This is a genomic window from Massilia sp. Soil_C_3 (assembly GCF_057657035.1).
On sequence record NZ_JBDGJG010000003.1, the window covers coordinates 526,778 to 550,425 of the forward strand.

At 68.4% G+C, this 23,648-nt stretch carries 22 protein-coding genes; 12 read left to right on the top strand and 10 right to left on the bottom strand.

Translation table 11 applies throughout. From position 1 onward, the window contains the following. The 3 genes from AC3A6F_RS08020 (at position 1) to AC3A6F_RS08030 (ending at position 1,975) form a co-directional block, all read left to right on the top strand. The gene (locus tag AC3A6F_RS08020; RefSeq protein ID WP_487679572.1) at positions 1-936 is read left to right on the top strand and encodes a PDR/VanB family oxidoreductase; all 936 of its coding nucleotides are present in this window, start codon (positions 1-3) and stop codon (positions 934-936) included. Positions 937-972: 36 nt separating this feature from the next. Then, the gene (locus AC3A6F_RS08025) at positions 973-1,452 is read left to right on the top strand and encodes a nuclear transport factor 2 family protein (protein ID WP_487679574.1); all 480 of its coding nucleotides are present in this window, start codon (positions 973-975) and stop codon (positions 1,450-1,452) included. Positions 1,453-1,630: 178 nt separating this feature from the next. After that, positions 1,631-1,975, top strand: coding sequence for a winged helix-turn-helix domain-containing protein (locus AC3A6F_RS08030; protein WP_487679576.1), 345 nt, complete (start codon positions 1,631-1,633; stop codon positions 1,973-1,975). 3 nt (positions 1,976-1,978) lie between these two features. Here the strand turns inward: AC3A6F_RS08030 and AC3A6F_RS08035 are convergent, their stop codons facing one another. Continuing rightward, positions 1,979-2,329, bottom strand: a complete 351-nt coding sequence (locus tag AC3A6F_RS08035; RefSeq protein WP_487679578.1) for a hypothetical protein — start codon at positions 2,327-2,329, stop codon at positions 1,979-1,981. Between the two features lie 128 nt (positions 2,330-2,457). On the opposite strand from AC3A6F_RS08035, the gene AC3A6F_RS08040 reads away from it, so the two are divergent. The 3 genes from AC3A6F_RS08040 to AC3A6F_RS08050 all read left to right on the top strand — a co-directional run bounded on the left by AC3A6F_RS08040 (position 2,458) and on the right by AC3A6F_RS08050 (position 5,288). Then, positions 2,458-3,357 (top strand): LysR family transcriptional regulator, encoded by a 900-nt coding sequence (locus AC3A6F_RS08040; protein WP_487679580.1) that lies wholly within the window; start codon positions 2,458-2,460, stop codon positions 3,355-3,357. Between the two features lie 131 nt (positions 3,358-3,488). After that, the gene (locus AC3A6F_RS08045) at positions 3,489-3,860 is read left to right on the top strand and encodes a DsrE family protein (RefSeq protein WP_487679581.1); all 372 of its coding nucleotides are present in this window, start codon (positions 3,489-3,491) and stop codon (positions 3,858-3,860) included. Between the two features lie 93 nt (positions 3,861-3,953). Next, the gene (locus AC3A6F_RS08050; protein WP_487679582.1) at positions 3,954-5,288 is read left to right on the top strand and encodes an MFS transporter; all 1,335 of its coding nucleotides are present in this window, start codon (positions 3,954-3,956) and stop codon (positions 5,286-5,288) included. Between the two features lie 56 nt (positions 5,289-5,344). On the opposite strand, the gene AC3A6F_RS08055 is transcribed toward AC3A6F_RS08050, so the two are convergent. Then, the gene (locus tag AC3A6F_RS08055; RefSeq protein ID WP_487679584.1) at positions 5,345-6,499 is read right to left on the bottom strand and encodes a sugar diacid recognition domain-containing protein; all 1,155 of its coding nucleotides are present in this window, start codon (positions 6,497-6,499) and stop codon (positions 5,345-5,347) included. Between the two features lie 213 nt (positions 6,500-6,712). Here AC3A6F_RS08055 and AC3A6F_RS08060 point away from each other — a divergent pair, with 213 nt between their 5' ends. Beyond that, a complete protein-coding gene (locus AC3A6F_RS08060) occupies positions 6,713-8,047 on the top strand; it encodes an MFS transporter (protein ID WP_487679586.1) in 1,335 nt (444 codons plus the stop codon). 11 nt (positions 8,048-8,058) lie between these two features. Continuing rightward, a complete protein-coding gene (locus tag AC3A6F_RS08065) occupies positions 8,059-9,204 on the top strand; it encodes a glycerate kinase (RefSeq protein WP_487679588.1) in 1,146 nt (381 codons plus the stop codon). Here AC3A6F_RS08065 and AC3A6F_RS08070 read toward each other — a convergent pair. Beyond that, the gene (locus tag AC3A6F_RS08070; protein ID WP_320475012.1) at positions 9,201-9,677 is read right to left on the bottom strand and encodes an Lrp/AsnC family transcriptional regulator; all 477 of its coding nucleotides are present in this window, start codon (positions 9,675-9,677) and stop codon (positions 9,201-9,203) included. The genes AC3A6F_RS08065 and AC3A6F_RS08070 overlap by 4 nt on opposite strands. A gap of 86 nt (positions 9,678-9,763) precedes the next feature. On the opposite strand from AC3A6F_RS08070, the gene ilvB reads away from it, so the two are divergent. From ilvB to AC3A6F_RS08085, 3 genes are all read left to right on the top strand, one after another. Beyond that, positions 9,764-11,548 (top strand): biosynthetic-type acetolactate synthase large subunit, encoded by a 1,785-nt coding sequence (gene ilvB / locus AC3A6F_RS08075; RefSeq protein ID WP_487679590.1) that lies wholly within the window; start codon positions 9,764-9,766, stop codon positions 11,546-11,548. Between the two features lie 207 nt (positions 11,549-11,755). Then, complete coding sequence (locus AC3A6F_RS08080) at positions 11,756-13,861, top strand: TonB-dependent siderophore receptor (RefSeq protein ID WP_487679592.1); 2,106 nt, start codon at positions 11,756-11,758, stop codon at positions 13,859-13,861. After that, entirely contained in the window at positions 13,858-16,248 is a 2,391-nt protein-coding gene (locus AC3A6F_RS08085) for a PepSY domain-containing protein (protein WP_487679594.1), read from the top strand. Before AC3A6F_RS08080 ends, AC3A6F_RS08085 begins: the two co-directional genes overlap by 4 nt. A gap of 7 nt (positions 16,249-16,255) precedes the next feature. On the opposite strand, the gene AC3A6F_RS08090 is transcribed toward AC3A6F_RS08085, so the two are convergent. Continuing rightward, positions 16,256-17,056 carry a cysteine hydrolase family protein gene (locus AC3A6F_RS08090; protein WP_487679596.1) on the bottom strand — a complete coding sequence of 267 codons (801 nt, stop codon included), beginning with the start codon at positions 17,054-17,056 and terminating at the stop codon, positions 16,256-16,258. Positions 17,057-17,325: 269 nt separating this feature from the next. Here AC3A6F_RS08090 and AC3A6F_RS08095 point away from each other — a divergent pair, with 269 nt between their 5' ends. Beyond that, entirely contained in the window at positions 17,326-17,916 is a 591-nt protein-coding gene (locus AC3A6F_RS08095) for a nitroreductase family protein (protein ID WP_487679598.1), read from the top strand. A gap of 12 nt (positions 17,917-17,928) precedes the next feature. Here the strand turns inward: AC3A6F_RS08095 and AC3A6F_RS08100 are convergent, their stop codons facing one another. The 6 genes from AC3A6F_RS08100 to ubiU all read right to left on the bottom strand — a co-directional run bounded on the left by AC3A6F_RS08100 (position 17,929) and on the right by ubiU (position 23,608). After that, positions 17,929-18,174 (bottom strand): hypothetical protein, encoded by a 246-nt coding sequence (locus tag AC3A6F_RS08100; protein ID WP_487679600.1) that lies wholly within the window; start codon positions 18,172-18,174, stop codon positions 17,929-17,931. Between the two features lie 29 nt (positions 18,175-18,203). Then, positions 18,204-20,687, bottom strand: a complete 2,484-nt coding sequence (locus tag AC3A6F_RS08105; RefSeq protein WP_487679602.1) for an adenosylcobalamin-dependent ribonucleoside-diphosphate reductase — start codon at positions 20,685-20,687, stop codon at positions 18,204-18,206. An 89-nt stretch (positions 20,688-20,776) separates the two neighbouring features. After that, on the bottom strand, positions 20,777-21,148 hold the full coding sequence (locus tag AC3A6F_RS08110; RefSeq protein WP_123070165.1) for a putative zinc-binding protein: 372 nt from the start codon (positions 21,146-21,148) through the stop codon (positions 20,777-20,779). A gap of 9 nt (positions 21,149-21,157) precedes the next feature. Next, the gene (gene ubiT, locus AC3A6F_RS08115) at positions 21,158-21,646 is read right to left on the bottom strand and encodes a ubiquinone anaerobic biosynthesis accessory factor UbiT (RefSeq protein ID WP_487679604.1); all 489 of its coding nucleotides are present in this window, start codon (positions 21,644-21,646) and stop codon (positions 21,158-21,160) included. A gap of 32 nt (positions 21,647-21,678) precedes the next feature. After that, positions 21,679-22,566, bottom strand: a complete 888-nt coding sequence (locus AC3A6F_RS08120) for a U32 family peptidase (RefSeq protein WP_487679606.1) — start codon at positions 22,564-22,566, stop codon at positions 21,679-21,681. Between the two features lie 4 nt (positions 22,567-22,570). Beyond that, complete coding sequence (gene ubiU / locus AC3A6F_RS08125; RefSeq protein WP_487679608.1) at positions 22,571-23,608, bottom strand: ubiquinone anaerobic biosynthesis protein UbiU; 1,038 nt, start codon at positions 23,606-23,608, stop codon at positions 22,571-22,573. Positions 23,609-23,648 lie beyond the last annotated feature (40 nt).

Consider the following 23,648-nt stretch of genomic DNA (forward strand, 5'->3'; position numbering starts at 1 on the left):
GTGAGATATCTGATCGATTCCATCATCCGCTACGGCCCCGTGGTCAAGGAGTTCCGCCTGGCGCCGGAGGGCGGCGCACCGCTGCCGCCATGGCAGCCCGGGGCCCACGTCGAACTGGAATTCACCTCGAGCGCTGGCGCCAGTCACCGCAATGCCTACTCCGTCGTCGGCGAAGAAGGTGGCATGCTGCGCATCGCGGTTCAACGCGAGGAGGGCGGGCGTGGCGGCTCGCGCGTACTGCACGACGAATACGAGCCCGGCATGACGCTCGAGGTCAGCCCGCCGCTGGACACGTTCAAGCTGCATGCGGGCCGCACCCGCACGGTGCTGATCGCTGGCGGCATCGGCATCACGCCGATGGTGCCGATGGCGCGTGCGCTCGATGCGGCCGGCGCCAGCTACCGGCTGCACTACCTGGCGCGCGACGCCGAACGGCTGGTGCTGGCCGAGGACTGGACCGGATTGGGCCCGGAGCGCGTCCAGACCCACGTCACCGCCACCCAGGGCCGTCCCGACCTGGCAGGCCTGATCGGGCCGTGGGAAGAGGGCTGTGAGCTGCACGCCTGCGGGCCGTCGATGCTGCTGGAAGCGATCCGCGCGGCTGCGACGGCGCAGGGCTGGCCGCAGCAACACGTCCGCTTCGAGAGCTTCGGCGCACGGGCCCATGATGAGGATCGTCCGCTGCAGGTCGTCCTGCGCCAGACGGGGATGACCCTCGATGTCGCGCCGGGCAAGTCGATCCTCGATGCGATGATCGAGGCCGACGTCTTCGTCTCCTACGAGTGCAAGCGCGGTGAATGCGGCAACTGCTATGCTGGCGTGGTGTCGGGCGAGCCGCTGCACCGCGACGTCTGCCTCAACGCGCAGCAGCGGGCCATGGGCATGACGCCCTGCGTCTCCTGGGCCACGGGCCCGCTGCTGGAACTCGATCTGTAAGCTGTCTTCTACCACCCCCAACCGAAAGGTCCCACGATGACAACGCCCACCGCAGTGCGTCCGCCGCTGCCGCCATTCACCCGCGAATCCGCGATCGAAAAAGTGCGCCTGGCCGAAGACGGCTGGAATACGCGCGACGCCGCCAAGGTGTCGCTGGCCTACAGCCTCGACACCCGCTGGCGCAACCGCGCCGAATTCGCCAACGGCCGCGACGAAGCGCGCGGCTTCCTCGAGCGCAAGTGGAACAAGGAGCTCGAGTACCGCCTGATCAAGGAGCTGTGGGCCTTCACCGACAACCGCATCGCGGTGCGCTACGCCTACGAGAGCCGCGACGACTCTGGCAACTGGTACCGCTCGTATGGCAACGAGAACTGGGAATTCGGCCCGGACGGCCTGATGGTCAACCGCTATGCCAGTATCAACGACATGCCGATCACGGAGGAAGAGCGCAAGTTCCGCTGGCCGCTTGGTCGCCGCCCGGACGATCATCCGGGCCTGTCCGACCTCGGGCTGTAACAGCTCACCTGGCGTCGGCGCGGCAAACATTCATCGTCAATTGGCAAGTCAGTGTTGCTTTCAGCGAAACGATGAATTTCTAGCGGTATCCATTCCCTAAATGGTCAGTATTTACGACAATGATGGTGTGCGCCTCGCTGGCCAGGGGGCTGGCGGCGCCGTGCACGATCGGTGAACCATGATGGGAACTATGACCAGGGACGACCGCGCCAGCTACATCCTGTCGTTTGCAGAATTCGACATCGAGCCGCGCCTGCGCCGGCTCAGCCGCGGCGGCGCTGTCGTGCGCATCGGCGCGCGCGCCTTCGACATCCTGTGGCTGCTGGCCGAGGCGCCTGGGCAGGTGCTCGAGCACCGCTACCTGCTCGAACGGGCCTGGGCCGGGCGCGTCGTCGGCGAGGCCAACCTGCGGGTGCAGATCGCCGCCCTGCGCCGCGCCCTCGACGTCGAGGGGGTGGAGCGCTACATCCTCAACGTGCCGGGACGCGGCTACCTGCTGACGGCGCCGGTGGTGCGCCGTTGATCGTCAGTCTGCCTCCTGCCTGACCCGTGCGATCGCCGCGTTAATGCCGTCCGGCCCGTAGCCGGCGTCGTGCATGCGCCGCAGCGCCTCCGGCGACGGCGCGCCGGGTTGCGCCAGGAGCGTCGCGACGAAGGCGAGGCAGGCGGTCGCCCTGGCCTCATGGCTGCTGCCTTCCTCGTTGGCCACCATTTCGGCGGTGTTCATGCCGGCCGCCCGGCCGCGCTCGCGCAGGCGCAGGATCCGCGGCGTGGCCGCTCCCGTCCCGGCGCGGCGGCGCGCCAGGAACAGGTCGATGCGGATGCGGGTGCGCAGGTCGAGTCCCGTGCCGGCGGGGCGCCCGTCATGCGAATTCATACGATCCGATGGTCCATCATAATGGGGATTGCGGCGGCAGATAATTGCTGAGACTTCCATTCTGCGAAATAATGAAGGCCATTGGAATCGGCGTGCTACGCAAGGCACTATTTCGCAGGGAGTAATGAGTGGATCAGATCCATCTGATGAACGTCTTCGTGGCCGTGGGCGAAGAGGAGGGCTTTGCCGCGGCGGCGCGGCGCCTGGACCTGTCGCCGGCCGCCGTCACGCGCGCCATCGCCGGTCTCGAGGAAAATCTGGGCGTCAAGCTGCTGCTGCGCACCACGCGCAATGTGCGCCTGACGGAAGCGGGCCGGCGCTACCTGGACGACACGCGCGCCATCCTGGCCAGCATCGATGAAGCCAACGAGGCGGCGGCCGGGGTCAATGCTGCGCCCAAGGGCAATCTGTCGGTGACGGCTTCGGTCCTGTTCGGCAAGACCTTCGTCATGCCCTGCATCGTGCAGTTCCTGAACGAGTATCCCGAAGTCGAGGTGTCCGCGCTGTTCCTGGACCGGATCGTGAACCTGGTCGACGAGGGCATCGATGTCGCCGTGCGCATCGGCCACCTGCCCGATTCGAGCCTGAAGGCGCTGCGCGTGGGCCAGGTGCGGCGCGTACTGTGCGCCTCGCCCGAGTACCTGGCGCGGCAGCCCTTGCCGCAGCATCCGGCCGACCTGCTGCGCCATACGATCATCGCCGCCACCGGCATTTCTCCGCGGGTCGAGTGGAAGTTCGGCGCGGTCGACGATCCGAGCATGGTGCGCCTGCGGCCGCGCCTGACGGTGACCAGCAACGACGCCGCCATCGAGGCCGCCTGCGCCGGGCTGGGGATCTGCCGGCTGCTGTCCTACCAGATCGCCGACCAGTTGACCGCCGGCCGCCTGAAGGTCGTGCTGGCCGAGTACGAGGAGGCACCATGGCCGGTGCACCTGGTGCACCGCGAGAGCAAATTCGGATCGTCCAAGGTGCGCAACTTCATCGACCTGCTGGCCGACCACCTGCGCGCCAACCCGCACCTCAACTAGGGTCCGGTCCGGCATTTCGGCAGGCGCAACGATGTATTGTCCTGGGCGGGATTTCTCTTGGCGTCCCCGGTTCCTAGAATGGCTTCATTCGCTGCACGGCGCGGCGAACACAAGCCCACTAGGAGAAAACCATGAAAGCAGCCATCATCATCCTGTCTGATCCCAAAGCCGGCGAAGACGCGCTGGGACGCATGTTCAACGGCCTGGCCGCCGCCTACGACTTCAAGCAGAAGAACACCGAGGTCGGCATCTACTTCCAGGGCACCGGCACCCGCTGGCCCGGCGTGCTGGCCGACGACAAGCACCCGATCCACGCGCTGTACAAGGCGGTCGAAGACAAGGTGGTAGGCATTTCATGCGGCTGCGCCGACGTGTTCGGCGCACGCGAAGAAGCCGAGAAGGCCGGTTTCGACATGATCACCGATAACAGCGTGCCGGGCACCTCCGGCTTGCCGAGCATTGCGCAGATCGCGGCCGACGGCTATACCGTGTTCACGTTCTGAACGGGCGCCGGGGCTCGCCATGCACGCAGGCCCCCCTGTTGTCTCCGGTTCAGACGATAATGTCAGGGTTTATCTAAAAAACTCGGAGACAGCATGTTCGACACCGCAAGCCGGCCCGGCATGTCCGTGCAAGAGGCCGGCACGGCCACGTTGGAAGGGGCGTACCGCAAGGCCACCTGGCGCCTGATCCCCTTCATCTTCGTCTGCTACCTGTTCAACTACCTTGACCGGGTCAACGTCGGATTCGCCAAGCTCGAGATGCTCGACGCCCTGCAGTTCAGCGAGACCATCTATGGCCTGGGCGCCGGCATCTTTTTCATCGGCTACGTGAGCTTCGGGGTGCCGGGCAACCTGATCCTGCACCGGCTGGGCGCGCGGCGCTGGATCGCCATCATGATGATGACCTGGGGCTCGCTGTCGGCCTGCATGCTGTTCGTGACCACGCCGCTGGAGTTCTACCTGCTGCGCTTCTTCACCGGGGTGGCCGAAGCCGGCTTCTTCCCCGGGATGGTCCTGTACTTCACCAAGTGGTTCCCGTCGCACAGGCGCGGCCAGGTGATGGCCCTGTTCATGTCGGCGATCCCCGTCTCGGGCCTGGTCGGCGGCCCGCTCTCGGGCTGGATGCTGAGCCACTTCGCCGACGGCCAGGGCGGCATGGCGGCCTGGCAGTGGCTGTTCCTGCTGCAGGGCCTGCCTACCGTGTTCCTTGGCCTGGCGGCGCTGTTCTACCTGAACGACGGCGTGGCCCAGGCCAGCTGGCTCGGCGCCCACGAGAAGGCCGCCCTGCAAGAGGAACTCGCGCGCGACGAGCGCGAACGCCCGCCCGGCGCGACCGCCGTGCATTCGCTGCGCGCGCTGCTGCTCGACCGCCATGTGTGGATGCTCGGCTTTATCTATTTCAGCATCAAGATGGGGGCGTATGCGATCAACTTCTGGCTGCCGTCGATCATCCGGGAGCTCGGCTTCGAGGACGTCGGCACGGTCGGCTGGCTGAGCGCCATTCCCTACCTGTTCGCCTGCGTGTTCATGGTCATGGTGGGCCGCTCGGCCGACCGACGGCGCGAGCGCCGCTGGCACCTGTCGGCGCCGCTGCTGATGGCGCTGGCGGGCCTGGCGATGGCCGCGCACTTCTCGGACAATGCCATTCTCGCCATGATCGGGCTGTGCCTGGCAACGATGGGTGCGCTCGCCGGCCTGCCGATGTTCTGGCCCCTGCCGGCCGCTTTTCTCAGCAGTGCGGCCGCGGCCGGCGGCCTGGCCCTGATCAATTCGATGGGGCAGGTGGCCGGCTTCGCCAGCCCCTTCCTGGTCGGCTGGATCAAGGACCTCACCGGCAGCACCGACCTCGCCCTGTACATCCTGTCGAGCGTGATGCTGGTCGGGGCCTTGCTGGTGCTGACCGTGCCGGCGCGGCTGGTTAATAGGTGAAAACTGCGCGGTGAGAACTGCGCGGTGAGCACTGCGCGCTGATCGGGCGGGGCTGATCAGGTGGGGCTGAGCAGCGCCGACACGTACAGTAGCAGCTTGTCTTCGCTGCGCGCCAGGTCGAGCCCCGTCAGCTCGCCGACGCGGCGCAGGCGGTAGTCGAGCGTGTTGCGGTGGATGCCGAGCGTGGCCGCGGTGGCGGCCGAGTTCTCGTTCTGGGTGAACCAGGTGTCGAGCGTGGTGCGCAGCATGGCGCGGCTCTTGTCGCCGGCCAGGCGCGCGATGGGCATGCGCAGCTGGTGCGCCTGCCAGCCGCTGTCCAGCCCGGACAGCAGCACCGGCAGGGCCAGGTCATAATAGCTGAACACCTGCTGCTGCGGCACGCGCAGGCGGCCCAGCCGGCTGGCGCTGCGCGCGCTCTGGTAAGACACGGCGGCGCCTTCCAGGCCGGGCAGGGCGATGCCCATCGCGAGCGTAAAAGGCAGCTCGCATTCCTCGCGCACCAGCTGGGCCAGCAGGTCCAGGCGCCGCTGCGGCGTCGTTTCGTAGCCCTTGCGCGCCGGGTCCCAGGAATCGAGGAGCACCATTTCGGACGGGCCGACGGTGGCGGTCAGCGCATCCTCGCGCCGCGCCAGGAGGCGCATCTGCAGGCGCTGGATGTCGTGCAGCGCGGCCCCGGCGCCGGCGCCGTCCGGGCGCGGCTGCAGCTCGAGCAGGAATACCAGCTGCATGCGCTCGAGGTCCAGGCCCAGGCGCCGCGCCCAGCCTTCGAGCTCGGGGCGGTGCGCCGCTTCATAACGGATGAGGTTCAGCACGAAGGCTTCGCGGTAGCGCGAGTTGTTCTGCAACTCGTTCGCCAGCGCCGCCTGTTCCAGGATCATCTCGGCTGTCAGGCGCACCAGTTCGCCAAACTGGCGCACCTCATCCGGCGCGCCGGAGAGGCCCACCGCGCCGCATAGCTGTCCACCCACGGAGAGGGGCAGGTTGGTGCCCGGCTGGGCGCCATGCAGCTTGCGCGCGGCGGCCGCGTCGATCTCCACGGTCAGCTTCTTGGCCAGCGCGAGCAGGGCGCCCGCATGCAGTTCGCCCACCCGCTCGCGGTTGCCGCTGGCGAGGATCACGCCGCTGGCATCCATCACATTGACGTTGAACGGGATGATCCGCATGGTGCGGGTGACGATTTCCTGGGCGAGCCGGGTGTCGAGGATGTGCATGGGCAGACGTGAGTGATGGAGCGACCCTTGTGATTATGCACAAAACCGGTCGCGCCGAGGTGGCGGAATGTGATGATCCGTTGTGCATATTGTGAATGTGCACGAAAAATGGCCGCTATTTCAATCTCGGTCTTGTGCGTGTCGCCGACGCCCGATATCCCTTGTTTGGCCGATAATCTTGTCGATCACCCTTATTAGAAATTCGGAGACAGCATGAGCACCACCGCAAGCACATCCGGCATCCAGGACGGGGGCGCCGGCGCGGCCCTGTTGGAGGGCGCCTACCGCAAGGCCACCTGGCGCCTGATCCCCTTCATTTTCGTCTGCTACCTGTTCAACTACCTGGACCGGGTCAACGTCGGTTTCGCCAAGCTCGAGATGCTCGACGCGCTCGGCCTCAGCGAAACCGTGTACGGCCTGGGCGCCGGCATCTTCTTCATCGGCTACGTGACCTTCGGGGTGCCGAGCAACCTGATCCTGCACCGGCTGGGCGCGCGGCGCTGGATCGCCATCATGATGATGGCCTGGGGCGCGCTGTCGGCCTGCATGCTGTTCGTGACCACGCCGACCGAATTCTATGTCCTGCGCTTCTTCACCGGCGTGGCCGAAGCCGGCTTCTTCCCCGGCATGGTCCTGTACTTCACCAAGTGGTTCCCGTCGCACAAGCGCGGCCAGGTGATGGCGCTGTTCATGTCGGCGATTCCCGTCTCGGGCCTGATCGGCGGCCCGCTCTCGGGCTGGATGCTGAGCCACTTCGCGCACGGCCAGGGCGGCATGGATGGCTGGCAGTGGCTGTTCCTGCTGCAAGGCCTGCCGACCGTGTTCCTGGGCGTGGCCGTGTTCTTCTACCTGAACGACGGCATCAGGCAGGCCGGCTGGCTGAGCGACGCCGAGAAAACGGCGATGCAGGACGCGCTCGACCGGGACGAGCAGCAGCGCTCGACGGGCGTGCACGCGGTGCATTCCTTTGGCGCCGTGCTGCGCGACTGGCATGTGTGGATGCTGGGCTTTATCTACTTCAGCATCCAGATGGGCGTCTACGCGATCAACTTCTGGCTGCCTTCGATCATCAAGTCGCTGGGCTTCGAGAACGCGACCACGGTCGGCTGGCTGAGCGCCATTCCCTACCTGTTCGCCGGCGTGTTCATGGTGCTGGTGGGCCGCTCGGCCGACCGCCGGCGCGAGCGCCGCTGGCACCTGTCGGCGCCGCTCTTGATGGCGCTGGTGGGCCTGCTCATCGCCGCGAACTTCTCGGACAACGCGGTGATCGTGCTGGTCGGCCTCTCCCTGGCCACGATGGGCGCGCTGACCGGCCTGCCGATGTTCTGGCCCTTGCCGGCGGCCTTCCTGGGCAGCGCGGCGGCGGCCGGCGGCCTGGCCCTGATCAACTCGATGGGCCAGGTGGCAGGCTTCGTCAGTCCCTTCCTGGTCGGCTGGATCAAGGACGCCACCGGCAGCACCGACGTCGCGCTGTACATCCTGTCCACCGTCTTGTTCATCGGCGCGATGCTGGTGCTGGTCGTGCCTGCCCGTCTGGTCAATCGCTAAAGGAGAGGTCCATGAAAATCGTCATCGCTCCAGATTCGTTCAAGGAAAGCCTGTCGGCGCTGGAAGCCGCCACCGCCATCGAGACCGGTTTTCGGGAGATCTTCCCCGACGCGGTCTACATAAAGGTGCCGGTGGCCGACGGCGGCGAGGGCACGGTCGAGGCCATGGTCGCCGCCACCGGCGGCCGCCAGGTCGTGCTGCAGGCCACCGGTCCGCTGGGTCGGCCGGTCGAGGCCTTCTATGGCCTGACCGGCGACGAATCCACGGCCGTGATCGAAATGGCCGCCGCCAGTGGCCTCGAACTGGTGGCGCCCGCCGAGCGCGATCCGCTCGTGGCCACCAGCCGCGGCACCGGTGAACTGATCCGCGCCGCGCTGGACGCGGGTGCGCGCCGCTTCATCCTGGGCGTGGGCGGCAGCGCCACCAACGATGGCGGGGCCGGCATGCTGCAGGCGCTGGGTGTCCAACTGCTCGATGCACAGGGCGACCAGCTGGCGCCGGGCGGCGGCGCGCTGGCGCTGCTTTCGCGCATCGACGTCTCCGGGCTCGACCCGCGCATCGGAGACTCTGTGTTCGAGGTGGCCTGCGACGTCAGCAATCCCCTGGTGGGGCACAAAGGCGCGTCCGCGATCTTCGGGCCGCAGAAGGGCGCCACTCCTGGAATGGTCGAGCAGCTCGACGCCAACCTGCGCCACTACGCAGGCGTGATCGCGCGCGACCTGGGCCAGGAGGTGGCCGATATTCCAGGCGCCGGCGCCGGCGGCGGCATCGCCGCGGCGATGCTGGTGTTCCTGAAAGGGCGCCTGCGTCCCGGCAGCGAGATCGTGGCCGATGCGGTGGGCCTGGACGCCTTCGTGCGCGACGCCGACCTGTTGGTCACCGGCGAGGGTCGCATCGACAGCCAGACCGTCAACGGCAAGACGCCGATCGGCGTCGCGCGCGTGGCACAGCGCCACGGCAAACCGGTGATCGCCATCGGCGGCTGCCTGGCGACGGACGCCCATGCGGTGCATGCGCACGGCATCGCGGCGACTTTCAGCACCGTCATGAAGGCGGGGACGGTGGCCGAGGTGCTGGCGGGCGCGCAGTTCAACCTGCAGTGCACGGCGCGCAATATCGCCGCCGCGCTCAAGCTGGGCATGGACTTGCGGCGCTAGCCGATCAGCGGCGTATCGACCTTCTTGAGGGTGCGCAGCACGAAGCTCGACTTGCTGTGGCGGATGCCGGGGATCTTGTACAGGCGTTCGCGCAGCAGGCGTTCGTAGTCGCGCGTGTCTTTCACCGCGATGCGCAGGAAATAATCGTAGTCGCCCGAGATCAGCGAGGCTTCCAGCACCTCGGGAATCGATTCGAGTGCGCGCCCGAATTCATACAGCGTCTCTTCGCTGTGGCTGTCCAGCGTGACCTGTACGATCAGCTGGTCGTGGTAGCCGAGGCTGGGCAGGTCGACCTTGACCGTGTAGCCCTGCAAGGCCCCGCTATCCGTCATCCGCTTGATGCGGTTCCAGCACGAGGTGGTCGACAGGCCCACCGTGGCGCTGATCTCCTGCAGTGGCGTGCGCGAGTCGCGCAACAGGATGCCCAGGATGGTCAAATCGGTTGCGTCGAAAGATTTTTTATCTTGGCTCATATCTGGTGAAAAATATTCAGGTAACCCGCCAATTCTAGCTGAAATTATGAAGCACTTTCATGTCCTGAGTCGATAGACTTCAAGGCATGAAACCACATCCCGAATTCCTTCCGCCGCCGGCCGGCAAGCTCGCCCTGACCGGCGCCGGCCTGTTGCTCGACACCCTGGTCGCCTGCGGCGTCGACACCGTGTTCGGCTATCCCGGCGGCGCCGTCCTGCCGCTATACGATGCGCTGGCTCAGGACGGGCGCCTGCGCCACGTGCTGGTGCGCCACGAGCAGGCCGCCGTCCATGCGGCGCAAGGCTATGCGCGCTCCACCGGCCGGCTGGGCGTCGTGTTCGTGACGTCCGGGCCGGGCATCGCCAACACCACGTCGGGCCTCCTCGACGCCCTGAGCGATTCGATCCCCATCCTGTGCATCAGCGGCCAGGTCGCGACCACCTCGATCGGCACGGATGCCTTCCAGGAGTGCGACGCGCTGGGCATTTCTCGCACGGTCACCAAGTGGAATACGCAGGTCCGGGCCACGCGCGATATCGTCGCCACGATCCGGCGCGCGGTGTGCGAGGCGCTCGAGGGCCGGCCCGGTCCGGTGCTGGTGGACGTGCCCAAGGATATCCAGGCGCGCGCGGTGGACGCGGCCGACTTCGGGCGCCAGGTGAAACCCGCCCCGCAACTGCCGGCCGCGGGCGACGACCTGGAAGGCCTGGATGCGGCGGCGCTGCTCATCCGCCAGGCGCGGCGCCCCGTGTTCTACGGTGGCGGCGGCTTGATCAACGCGGGTCTCGACGCCTGCGCCGCCTTCACGCGCCTGGTGCGCTGGAAGGATGCGCCCTGCACGCTGACCCTGATGGGCCTCGGCGCCTTCCCGGCCTCGGACCGGCGCTGGCTGGGCATGCTGGGCATGCACGGCACACTGGAAGCGAACCTGGCGATGCACCACGCCGACCTGGTCGTGTGCGTCGGCGCGCGCTTCGACGACCGGGTGACGGGTCGGCTGGCCGACTTCTGTCCCGGCGCGAAGATCGTCCACGTCGACATCGATCCCCGTTCGATCGGCAAGGTGGTGCCGGCCGACGTCGGCCTGCGCGGCGATTGCGGCGCGGTGCTGCGTGGCCTGCTGGATCGGCTGGCCGGCCTGCGCGCCGATCCGGCCCTGCTCGGCGATTGGTGGCGCACGCTCGACACCTGGCGCGCCGAGCGCTGTCTGGACTTCGTCGCGCAGGATGGCACGATCGTCCCGCAGCAGCTGATGTCCACCCTGGCCGGGCGCCTGACGGGCAGCAACGCGATCGTCTCGACCGACGTCGGCCAGCACCAGATGTGGGCCGCGCAATACCTGGGCTTCGAGGCGCCGCGGCGCTGGCTGACCTCGGGCGGCGCCGGCACCATGGGCTATGGCCTGCCGGCGGCGATCGGCGCCCAGGTCGCGCATCCGGACGCGCTGGTCGTGTGCGTCAGCGGCGATGCCTCGGTGCTGATGAATATCCAGGAGCTGTCGACCGCGGTGCAGCATCGCTGTCCTGTCAAGCTGGTCCTGTCGAACAACGGCTGCATGGGCATGGTGCGGCAGTGGCAGGAGCTGCATCACGGCGGGCGCTATAGCCACAGTTATACCGAAGCCTTGCCCGACTTCGTGGCGCTGGCGCGCGCCTTCGGGTGGGAGGCGGGGAGGGTGGAGCAGGCCGGCGAACTGGACGCGGGGCTGGATGCCTGCCTGGCGTCGAACCGGCCCTTCCTGCTCGATGTCAGGGTGGCCCAGGCCGAGAATTGCTTCCCGATGATGCCGGGCGGGCGGGGGCACCACGAGATCATGCTGGGGAAGGATCGCTGGTATCGCAACACCAAGAGCCTATCCCGGCAGGTGTGAGTCGCTCCTGGCGCGCCTGGCAGACGTGTGCTGCGTTGCTCGTCGTTGCATGGCTCGCCATGCGGCCTCCTCGCGCCTTGCCCACGCCAGCCATGCATCGCCATGAGCTTCCCCACACCTACCGAGATAGGCTCTAAGTAATTGCTCGTATTGAAAATGATTCTCATTCACGATAGGATGCCGGTTTGTTCATGAATCCCGCTTGCCATGCCCACGCCCGTGTCCCGTCGTCCGCTCCTGATCGCCCTTGCCCTGTCTCACGCTGTCCCTGTCTTCGCGGCGCCGCAGGAGACTGACGAACAGGACATGCAGGCGGTGCGCGTCACCGCCACCCGGGCCCAGGGCTTCATGCCCAATACCGTGGAGGCGGGCAGCTTCCGTGGTTCCGACGTCATGGACGTGCCCTCGACCGTCAACGTGATCACGCGCGACGTGCTCGAGCTGCAGGCCGCCGCCGGCCTGTACGACGCGCTGCGCAACACGGCCGGCGTCACGCGCCAGCAAAATGGCGGCGACACCTGGGACCAGCTGGTCATCCGCGGCATCGCCGTCGAGAACCGCACCAACTACCGCCTCAACGGCTCGCTGCCGCTGATGAACTTCGGCCAGGTCTCGATGGAGAACAAGGAGCGGGTCGAGGTGCTCAAGGGCGCCACCGCCCTGTACTACGGCTTCACCTCGCCGGCCGGCGTCGTCAACTTCGTCACCAAGCGCGCCGGCAGCGTGCCGGTGAACACGGTCGGCCTGACCCTGGACGACAACGGCTCCGCCGTCGCCACCGCCGACGTGGCGCGCCGCTTCGGGCAGCGCCAGGAATTCGGCGTGCGCGTCAACGCGGCCGGCGGCACGCTCGGCTCGCACCTCGACGGCGTCGGCAACGGCAACCGCGGCTTCGCCTCCGCCGCCCTCGACTGGCGCGTGAGCGAGCGCCTGCGCCTGCGCGCCGACCTCGAATACGACAAGCGCCGCGTGACCGAGCAGGCCGGCATCAACCTGCCGCCGACCATCGGCGGCGCCATCGGGTTGCCGCGGCCGGTCGACCCGCGGCGCCTGGTCGGCCCGGACTGGGCGCGCTTCGAGACGCATGCACGTAACGTCCAGCTGCGCGCCGACCTCTCGCTGAACCAGGACTGGGCCCTGACCCTGGAGGCCGGCCACGCCGAGACCAAACGCGAGCGCAACCTGTCGATCTTCCGCTTCGACAGCGCGGCCAGCGTCGCCACCGGCGCCGGCCGCATCGGCGGCAACTCCCAGTTCGCTGACGTCGACTCCGACATGCTGCGCGCTGAGCTGGCCGGGCGCTTCTCCACCGGTGCGCTGAGCCACGATCTGACGCTCGGCGTCGCCGGCACCGACAAGGGCCAGGCGCCGGTCTACCAAGCCAACTACACGATCCCCTTTCAAAACCTGTATGACCCGGTCCCGATCCGCAACGCCAGCTTCGGCGCGGTACCGACGCGGCCCACCACGGCCGCGCTGGACAGCCGCGACAAGGGCCTGTACCTGGTCGACCGCATCCAGTTGGGCCAGTGGCAGCTGATCGGCGGCGTGCGCCGGGTCGACTACCAGAGCAGCCAGGGCGTCAACCGCTACGACGTGAGCGAGACCACGCCAATGGCGGCCGTGACCTGGCGCGCCCGCGACGACTTCTCGCTGTATGCCTCGATGGCCGAAGGGCTCGAGGAAGGCGAGGCGGCGCCGGCCGGCAGTGCCAACGAGGGTACCCGCATGGCGCCGGGCGTAAGCAAGCAGAAGGAGATCGGCGCGCGCTGGAAGAGCGGCGGCGGCTTCCTGACCCAGCTGGCGCTGTTCGACATCGACCGCCCCGGCTACTACACCAATGCCGCCAATGTGTTCACCGCCGAGGGCGAGCAGCGCTATCGCGGCGTCGAGCTGTCGGCGCAGGGGCGTCTCACGCGCCGCCTGTCCTGGCAGGGTTCTGCCCAGGTGCTCGATCCCGAATTCCGTGACATCGGCGCCGCCTATGACGGCAAGCTGCCCGAGAACGCGGCGCGCCGCACCGCCAGCAGCTTCCTGGCCTACGACCTGGACGCGGTGCCCGGCCTGTCGCTGACCCTGGGCGCCTATTACACGGGCAAGCGCCCGGTGAATGACTTGAACCAGGCCTGGCTGGGCGGCGTCACGCTGTTCAGCGCCGGCGGGCGCTATGTCACGCAGGCTTTCGGCAAGCGCACCACCTGGCAGCTCAATATCGATAATGCGGCTGACAAGCAGTACTGGGCGGGCGCCGGTACGCGCCTCTCGGCCGGCCTGCCGCGCCTGGTCAAGCTGTCGGTGAAGGTGGACCTGTGAAGGCGGCGCCCAATTCGCCACGGCGCTGGCGTCTGCCGACCATGCGCGAGGTCTGGTTCCAGTTGCACTGGTTCGTCGGCATCACGGCCGGCACCTTGCTGGCCGTGATCGGCCTGACCGGCGCCATCCTCGCCTTCGAGGACGAGATCGTAGAAAGCATCAATCCCGGCGTGTTCGCCGTGCCGGTCGAGCAGCGGTCGCGCCTGGAGCCGGAACAGATCCTGCGCGCGGCCCGCCAGGCCCATCCCGGCGAACGGGTCGCCAGCCTCACGTTCGAGGCGCAGCCCGGCAGCACCGTTGGCGTACGCTTCGCCCCGCCGCCAGGGGAGCGGCGCGGCCTGGAGATCCATGTTCATCCGTATAGCGGCAGCGTGCTGCCCGCCGTGCGCGGCGCGGCCTTTTTCCAGTTCGTCGATTCGCTGCATCGCTGGCTGCTGCTGCCGCGCGCGCCGGGCCGCATCGTGCTGGGCATCCTGGCCCTGTGCCTGGTCGGGCTGGCGCTCAGCGGCCTGTACCTGCGCTGGCCGCGCAAGAAAGACTGGCGCAGCTGGCTGACCTTCAATACGTCGCTGCGCGGCCGATCGTTCCTGTGGGCGCTGCATGCGATCGCCGGCACCTGGGCCCTGGTCGCCTACCTGGTGGTGGCCGGCACCGGACTTTACTGGAGTTTCGATATCGTGCGCGGCACCTTGCAGGACTGGGCCGGCACCCCTGCGGCGCAGCAGCGCGAGGCCAGGTCCGCTGCCACGACGCGTGGCGACGCAAGCCTCGCGCCGGCCTGGCGCACCTTCGTGTCGATGGCGCCCGGCTGGTCGAGCGCCACCATCCGCCTGCCGGAGCGCGGGAATGGCGCCTATCAACTGACCTGGCTTGCACAGGATGCGCCGCACGACCGCGCGCGCAACCGGATGACCGTTGGCGGCAATGGCGCGGTGCGCCAGGACGAACGCCATGCCGACAAGGACGCCGGGCAGCGTGCGCTGACCACCATCCGTCCGCTGCACACCGGGACGTATTTCGGATTGCCGGGGCGGATCGTCATGATGTTCGCCAGCCTGGCCTTGCCTGGCTTCGCGATCACCGGATGGATGCTCTATCTTGGCCGCCGGCGCCAGAAGCGTGCGCTGGCGCGCGAGCGCAGCCTGGCGGCGCAGGCCGATGCGGACACCAGCGGCGCGCCGGTTCTGGTGGCCTTTGCGACCCAGGGCGGCCAGGCCGAACGGATCGCGCTGCACAGCGCCGGCGCCTTGCGCGCCGGCGGCCGCGCGGTCGACCTGCGGGCCGTGTCGGCGCTGGCGCCGGGCGACCTGGCCGGCTACGGGCAGGCACTGTTCGTGGCCAGTACCTTCGGCGAAGGCGAGGCGCCCGATTCCGCACGGCGCTTCAGCCGCGAATTGGAGGCATGGCAGTCCATGTTTGAGGGCTGCCGCTTCGCCGTGCTGGCGCTGGGCGACCGCAACTACGCGCGCTTCTGCGGCTATGGGCATGCATTGGACCGCCGCCTGCAGGCGCTGGGCAGCACCCCGCTGTTCCCGCTGATCGAAGTGGACCAGGGCGACGAAACGGCGCTGGGACGCTGGATGCATGCGCTGGGCGCGCTTGGCGCCAGCCCAGGCGAGTTGCCGCCAGCCGGCGGGGCCGCACCGTTGTCGGACTGGGTACTCCATTCAAGGCGCCTGCTCAACCCGGGCAGCCAGGGCGCGCCGCTGTACGAAATCGCCCTGCGGCCAGGCCTCGAGGCCAGCTGGCAGGCAGGCGACTTGCTCGAGATCGTCGTTCCCGAGGCCCCGACGGCGCCGCGCCGCTATTCGATCGCCAGCGTGCAGGACGACGGCGCGGTCGAACTGCTGGTGCGCCAGCAGCGTCACGAACACGGCCTCGGCCTGGCCTCCGGCTGGCTCACCGAATACCTGGCGGTCGGCGGGTCGGTGCGCGCGCGCCTGGTCGCCAATCCGGGCTTTCATGCACCTGGCGACGACCGGCCCTGCATCTATATCGGCAACGGCTCGGGCATGGCCGGCTTGCGCGGCCACCTGCGCAGCCGCGCCGGTATGGGGCGGGGCCGCAACTGGCTGCTGTTCGGCGAGCGCCAGCGAGCCTTCGACAGCCTGTGCGAGGCCGAGCTGGCGGTCCTGCGGACGGCCGGCATGCTGCCCGAACTCGACCTGGTATTTTCGCGCGACCCGGGGCCCGAATACGTCCAGGACCGCCTGCACGCGCGCGCCGACGTGCTGCGCCGCTGGATCGACGACGGCGCCACGATCCACGTCTGCGGCAGCCTGCAGGGCATGGCCAGGGCGGTTGACGAGGCGCTGGCTGCCATCCTTGACCGGTCGGAACTGGAACGGCTGATGGACGCGGGGCGCTACCGGCGCGACGTCTACTGAGGCTCCCTCACTTGCCGCCCTGGAGCTTTTGCACGGTCTGGTCGGTGGTCCACAGCGCGTTGGCGATGTAGCGATAGTTGACCAGCGCGCTGGCGTAGCCGTCGCCTTCCGGCGTCTTGGGGCCGGCGACCGCATCGCGCACCACGGCCACTTCGAAGCCGCGCTCGAGGAATTCGCGCAGGTGCGACTCCACGCACAGGTTCGACAGCATGCCGGCCAGGACGATCTTGTCCACGCCCTGCTTGCGGAGTTGGAGCATCAGGTCGTTCGACTGCGGACCGTACAGCTTGTGCGGCGAGGCGACGACGGTCTTGCCGTCCTCGATAAACTGTTTGAACTCGGGCATGAAGTCGGCGCCGGAGCCGCGAAAGCCGTCCAGGCTCAGGGCGCTGGGGCGGTCGAAGATCTTGATCTTGTGCTGGAAGATCTCGGCCGGGCCACCGTGCTTCCAGGCGTGGTCGTGCGGGTAGTAATAGTGCGGCGAGATCGACACCACGATGCCTGCCGCCTTCGAGGCCTTGAACAGCTTGGTCAGGTTGGGAACCAGGTTCTGCTCGGTGACGCTTTCGCCGACCACACCCCAGGCCGCGCCCTTGGCGCTCATGAAGTCGATCTGCGGATCGATCACGACCAGCGCCGTGCGCTTCAGGTCGAGCTGCATGCCCGGATCGGGCAGGGCCGGCCTGGCGGGATCGGCGTATTTCGCGGGGATCTGGGCGGCGGCGCCGGTGGCGAAAAGGGCGCCGGCCAGGGTGCAGGCCAGGACGCAGGCAAGCGCGCGGCCGATGGTGGATGGTTTGGTGGTCATCAGGGTTCTCCTTGTGGATGGACCTCCATTACATCCCTGCGGCGCCTGGCTCGCCAGCCCACATTTGGCGAGCCAGGCGTCCCCCTGATTCCGGATGGCATTGTTGGCCGAAAACGTGGTAAAAACTAGTTTTCGGACGTCAGTGCAGGTGGCGCCGGAAACCGGCTCCACTCCCGCCTTCCGCAGGCGGGCGCGCAGGGCGCCCGCAGCCGTTCGAACTACGCCGCATGGCGCCTGCAGGCTGGCGCCGCTCTCGTTATACTGCGCGCATGAACATTCCCCCATCCGACGCCGGCGGCGATTTCCAGGCCCTCGTGGCGGCGCGCCGCAATTTCACCTTGCGGCGCCTGCACGCGCCAGGGCCCGATGCGCAAGCGCTGGAACGCATCGTCGAAGCGGCCGCGCATGCGCCCGACCATGGCCTGCTGCGGCCGTGGCGCTTCGTGCTCATCCCGCAAGCGCGGCGCGCCGACCTGGGCGAGGTGTTCGCCGAAGCCCTGGCCGAGCGCGACCCCGGCTGCGGCGAAGAAGCGCTGGTCACCGCGCGCGACAAGGCGCAGCGTGCGCCTTGCCTGTTGGTGGCGGTGCTGCGCGACGATACGGCGGCCAAGGCGATTCCCGTAGCCGAGAAGCTGGTCTCGCTCGGCTGCGCCATGCAAAACCTGCTGCTCGCGGCCGGCGCCGCCGGCTTCGCGACCGGCCTGGCCAGCGGCGCCGCCATGGACGCGCCGGGCATGAGGCGCCTGCTTCGGTTGGCGCCGCACGAGCGCGCGATCTGCTTCATCGGCCTGGGTACGGCGGCAATCGAAAAACCGCCGCGCCCGAGGCCGGACGCGGCGGATTACCTGAGCAGCATTTAGACGCCGACGGCGCTAGGCCCCGCCGCAGGCGCCGCAGCAGCCGCCCGCCCGCGCCTGGCGCACCGGGAAGCCCGCGCGCGTGGCCGTGATGTCGATCTCGCGCGACGAGGTCAGGTCGCCGTCGTACAGCACCCGAACCTGGCTGGCGCCGGCATTGGCCTCGACCGCGTTCACGCCGGGGATGGCGCGCAGCCAGTACAGGATGTGGTCGGCGCCGGGCTGGTCCAGCGCGGCGTCCAGTTGCAGTCGGTGTTCCATGGTTGGATCCTTTCGGTGGGGGGGAACGGTCAGCCGCAGCTGCCGATGTAATGGCATTCGGCGCAGCGCGCGCAGCCGTCGACCTTGTGCAGGGCGCGGGCGCCGCATTCCGGGCACTTGGCGGCGGCCATGCGCGGCTCGGCGCCGATGCTTTCCGCAAGCGGCGCCGGCATGGCTTCTTCATGGTCCGCCGCGCGCGCCGCCAGCGCGCAGTCGAGCTGGTCGACCGGCACCTGGTTGCCCCAGGTGTCCAGGAAGCCGCGCCGGATCAGCATCCGCTGCAACATGAAGGCGATCGCCGCCACTTCGGAATCGTGGTAGACCGGCACCTGCACGCCGTCCTCGCGGACCAGGTGGCCGCAGCGCACCGGACCTTTTTCCCACACCACCTCGCGCATGTCGGCCAGGGCCTTGGCCACCGGGCTGCCGGCGCGCGCCGCCAGCGACAGCAGGCGCATGGTCGAGGTGATCCACTGATGGCCGTCGCTGCGCTGGTTGGCCGGCATGAAGAATTCGAAGGGACGCTCGATGGTCACCGGGTGCCCGTCGTGCAGGCCCTCCACGCGCAGGAAGCTGATGGTCAGGTAGACCGCCTTCTTGCCCTCCTGGGTCGTGTACTCGACTTTCGAGGTGAGCGACTCCAGCTCGCCCAGCGGGCGCGACTCGAAGCGCTTGCGCAGCGGATCATCGTCCGACGGTGCGGGCGACGTCGAGGCCGGGGCCGGCGCTTCCACGCTCAGCACGCTGCCGGTGACGCTGTTGGGACGGTAGGTAGCCAGGCCTTTCAGGCCGGCGCGCCAGGCCTCGGTGTACAGGTCCTTGAATTCGGCATAGGGATAATCGGCCGGCACGTTGACGGTCTTCGAGATCGCCGTGTCGACATAGGGTTGCACCGCCTCCATCATGCGCAGGTGGTCGAGCGCCGACATCTCGAGCGCGGTGACGAACTGCGGTGGCAGCGGCTCACCGTCCGCCTGCAGGCCGAGGTGACGATACAGGCGCCAGGCGTGGTCCGCCACTTCATAGGTGCGGATGGAGTCGTCCGGCATGCGCTTCCTGCGCTGGTAGACCCAGGAGAAGGCCGGCTCGATGCCGTTCGAGGCATTGTCGGCGAAGGCCAGCGAGATGGTCCCGGTCGGCGCGATCGACAGCAGGTGCGAATTGCGGATGCCGTGGCGCGCGATGTCTTCGCGTAGCGCATCCGGCAGGCGGGCGACGAACTGGCCGGCCAGGTAGCGCTCGGCGTCGAACAGCGGGAACGGGCCCTTCTCGCGGGCCAGCGCGATCGAGGCCGCATAGGCGGCGTTGCGCAGCTCGCGCGCGATGCAGGCCGCCATGGCGCGCCCTTCCGGCGCGTCGTAGCGCAGGCCGAGCATGACCAGGGCGCTGCCCAGGCCCATGAAGCCCAGGCCGATGCGGCGCTTGCTGGCGCCTTCCTCGGCCTGTTGCGGCAGCGGCCACTGGTTGGCGTCGAGCACCAGGTCGAGCATGCGCACGCCGATCGCGGCGACTTCGCGCATGGTGTCGAAGTCGAAGGCGGCGCCGGGGGTGAAGGGCTGGCTGACGAAGCGGGTCAGATTGAGCGAACCGAGGTCGCAGCAGCCATACGGTGGCAGCGGCTGCTCGCCGCAGGGATTGGTGGCCGCCAGCCGCTCGCACCAGTACAGGTTGTTCTCCGCGTTCATGCGGTCGATGAACAGCACGCCCGGCTCGGCGTGGTCGTAGGTCGAACCGACCACCTTGTCCCACAGCGTCCGGGCCGGCACGCTGCGGTAGACCCACAGGCCGTCGTCGCGCTGGAAGGCGCCGGCATCGATGGCGTCCTGGGCCGGCGGGGCGCGGTGCACCAGCTCGACGGCTTCGTCGGCCAGCACCGCTTCCATGAAGGCGTCGCTGACGCCCACCGACAGGTTGAAATTGCTGAAGGCCCCGCCGTCCTTGGCGGCGATGAAGCGCTCGATATCGGGATGGTCGATGCGCAGCACGCCCATCTGGGCGCCACGGCGGGCGCCGGCCGATTCGACCGTGCGGCAGGAAGCGTCGAACACTTCCATATACGACACCGGGCCGGAAGCGCGCGAGTGCGTGCCCTTGACCAGGCTGCCGGCCGGGCGGATCGGGCTGAAGTCGTAGCCGACGCCGCCGCCGCGGCGCATGGTCTCGGCGGCTTCCGCCACCGCCGTATAGATGCCGGGCAGGCCGTCGGCGTCGCCGGTGATCGAGTCGCCCACCGGCTGCACGAAGCAGTTCATCAGGGTGGCCTTGATGCCCAGGCCCGCGGCGGAATTGATGCGGCCGGCCGGCACGAAGCCGTGTTCCTGGGCCCACAGGAAGCGCTGCTCCATCTCGGCGCGCAGGGCTTGCGGCTCATGGCTTGCCAGCGCATGCGCCACGCGGGCGCGCACTTCCTCGATCGAGGTTTCCAGGCCGCGCGCGTATTTTTCGCGCAGGACGTCGGTCGATACCTCTTGTGGAGGCATGGCCGCGGTAAACAGGTGGTCTTTGGCGTTCATCGAATTCTACGGATCGTGGATCGTTCGATCCTGTGGGTTAGGTGTTCGTCCACTATCCGCGCTTCGGGCGCCCGGCGCCTTAAACCGGTTCAAGATTCCGACAGCGTTCCCAGGTCTTGCGCGATCAGCGCCGTCATCGTGCGCGCCTGGTCCGGATCGACGTCATGGTGAAAGCGCTTCTTGACGCCGTGTTCGGCCAGCTGCCAGTGCAGGTCCGGCTCGATGCCGTGCCGCGCCAGGCAGCTGCGGGCGCACAGCAGCGGGCAGCCGTCGATCACGGCCAGCGGCCGGCCGGATCGCGCCAGCTTGAGGATCGGCTTGACGTCGCCGCCGATGCCGGCGATGCAGGACATCTCGGCCACGCCCATGCGGTCCAGTTCGAGGGCGACCTGGTTGGCGGTCTGGGCGGCGCTGGAACAGCCCGAGCACGAGTACACGATGGGAAAAGTCGACTTGTCCATGATGGCCTTTCAATGGGGAGGGGGCGGCGCGCCGGTGCGCCGCGGGATGAGCGACGCCAGCACCCGGTGCGGCGCCAGCCGGGCCGGGTCGAACACCGGGCCGTCGATCGCGTCGAGCGTGTTCTTGATCGTCAGCCCGAGTTCGGTGTCGCCTTCCATCAGCAGGCGGCGGCTGAAGAACAGGGTGTCCGGATCTTCCTTGCGCGCCGCCAGCTGGGCGAAGTCGTGCAGGCTGGCGCTGATGGTGAGGTCGGGCGCCTGGCTGCGCGCGGCCGGTCCGAAGGCGCTGCCGTTCCAGACGAAGTCGAAGGCGAGGCCGGCATCCGGCGCGCACAGGCGCAGGCGCTTGCCGCGCAGGGCGGCGCGCACGTCGTCAGGAAGGTGGCGCACCAGCGCCAGGTTGAGTGCGGTGGCGAACAGGCGCGAGCCGGGGGCGGCCGGCAGCAGCGACAGCAGACGCTTGACGGGCGCGGGCAGGGGATGCGATTCAGGGTGCATGGTGCTTCCTTGTCGTGTGGTCAGGCGGCGGGTCAGGCAGCGATGCGCTCGAGTCCCGGCCGGCCATGCCAGAAGCCGTCGCAGGCTTCGGCCGGCATCAGGGGCGCCATGCGCGCGGCCGCTTCGCCAAGGGCAATGGCGCCGTCCAGGGCGGCGCGCACCAGGGCCACGATGGCGGGCATATTGTTCGATTGCGGGCTGAGACGCACCACATCCACGCCCATGGCGCGCATGGCATCGAGCTCGCCCATCAGGTTGTAGACGAGGGCCGACTGGGTCTGGATGCCGTTCAGCACCAGGAAGGGTTGTTTTTCACGGGTCTGCATCACCAGCCCGTCCGGATACTCGATGCAGCTGAAGCGGCAGTCGTCCTTCGGCAGGTTGCGCTGGCGCGCGGTGAAGCAGCGCGCCGAGAAGGCGAGCGGCAGGCGGCCATAGGCGAATACCTCGGTCTCCAGGCCGTCCGGGCGATCTGCCAGCAGCGCGGCCAGGCCGGTGCGCGACATCTCGATCGGCATCACCCAGCGGGTGGCGCCCAGGCGCGCCACGATGCCCAGCGACTGGGCGCTGTACAGGTTCAGGTGCGGGCCGGCCACGAAGGGCTGGCCGCTCATGCAGTTGACGGCGCCCATGTCGTTGGCCTCGACCAGGAAGCGGCCATTGGCGGCGACGCGGCGCATGGCGCCGAGGTCGGAATGGGATTCGATCAGCACCTGGGTCGACAGCACCACCTGCTTGCCGGCCCCCTGCAGCAGCTCAGCCAGGGCCAGCCAGTCGGGCAGGCGCAGTTCATGGCGGCGCGAGCATACGGCTTCGCCGAGATGGATGATGTCGACCGGGCTGTTGGCGAGCGCCTCGTAGAAGGCGAACACGGTGGCGCGCGGCCAGTAGTACTGGATGGGGCCAAGAGAGATCTTCATATTTTTATTTCCAGGGACGGTGATAGGCGCCCAGCGTGTGCTGCCGGCCTTCGGCCACCTTGTCGAGCTCCGCCATCCAGGCTGGCTTGAGCGAGAAACGCTGGCCCGACAGGCAGGTGTCGATCGCCTCGCGCCAGACCCGCGTCACCTGGGCCACATAGGCCGGGCTGCGCTGGCGGCCCTCGATCTTGATCGCGCGTGCGCCGAGGGCGGCCAGCTGGGGCAGGATCTCGAGCGTGTTCAGGCTGGCCGGCTCCTCGACCGCGTAATAGGTCTCGTCGCCGACGTCGAAGCGGCCCTTGCACAGGGTCGGATAGCCGGCGTGCTCGCCATCGTCGTAGCGGTCGATCAGCACCTCGTTCAGGCGCGCTTCCAGTCCCTTGGGTGTGTGCTGCCAGCGCACCGCCTTGGCCGGCGAGCAGACGCCGTAGGTATTCGGCGATTCGCCTGTCACATAGGACGACAGCTGGCAGCGGCCTTCGACCATCACGCACAGGCTGCCGAAGCCGAACACCTCGATCTCGACCGGCGTGCGGCCAATCAGGTGCTCGACCTGGCTCAGGGACAGCACGCGCGGCAGCACCGCGCGTACGATGCCGAAGTGGCGGTGATAGAAGTCGATGGCTTCCAGGTTGGTGGCCGAACCCTGCACCGACAGGTGCAGGCGCAGCCCGGGGTGTACGCGCGCCGCGTATTCCATCAGGCCGGGATCGGCCAGGATGACGGCGTCGATGCCGAAGTCGGCGGCGCGGTCGATGGCGGCGCGCCAGGCGTCCCAGCCGGCCGCCTGGGGATAGGTGTTCAGGGCCAGGAAGACCTTGCGGCCGCGCCGGTGGGCATAGTCTATCCCGGCGCGGATGGCATCCTCGCCGAAGTTCAGGCCGGCGAAGTTGCGGGCATTGGTGGCGTCGCGAAAGCCGAGGTAGACGCAGTCGGCGCCGTTGTCGACGGCGGCCTTGAGGGCGGGCAGGCTGCCGGCGGGGCAGACCAGTTCAATGGGTGGGCGGATGGTGGTGGGGAGTTCGGCAGGTGTCGGTGTCATGGGCGATGCAGGTTGATGGTGCGTGCCGTGACTGTAGCGA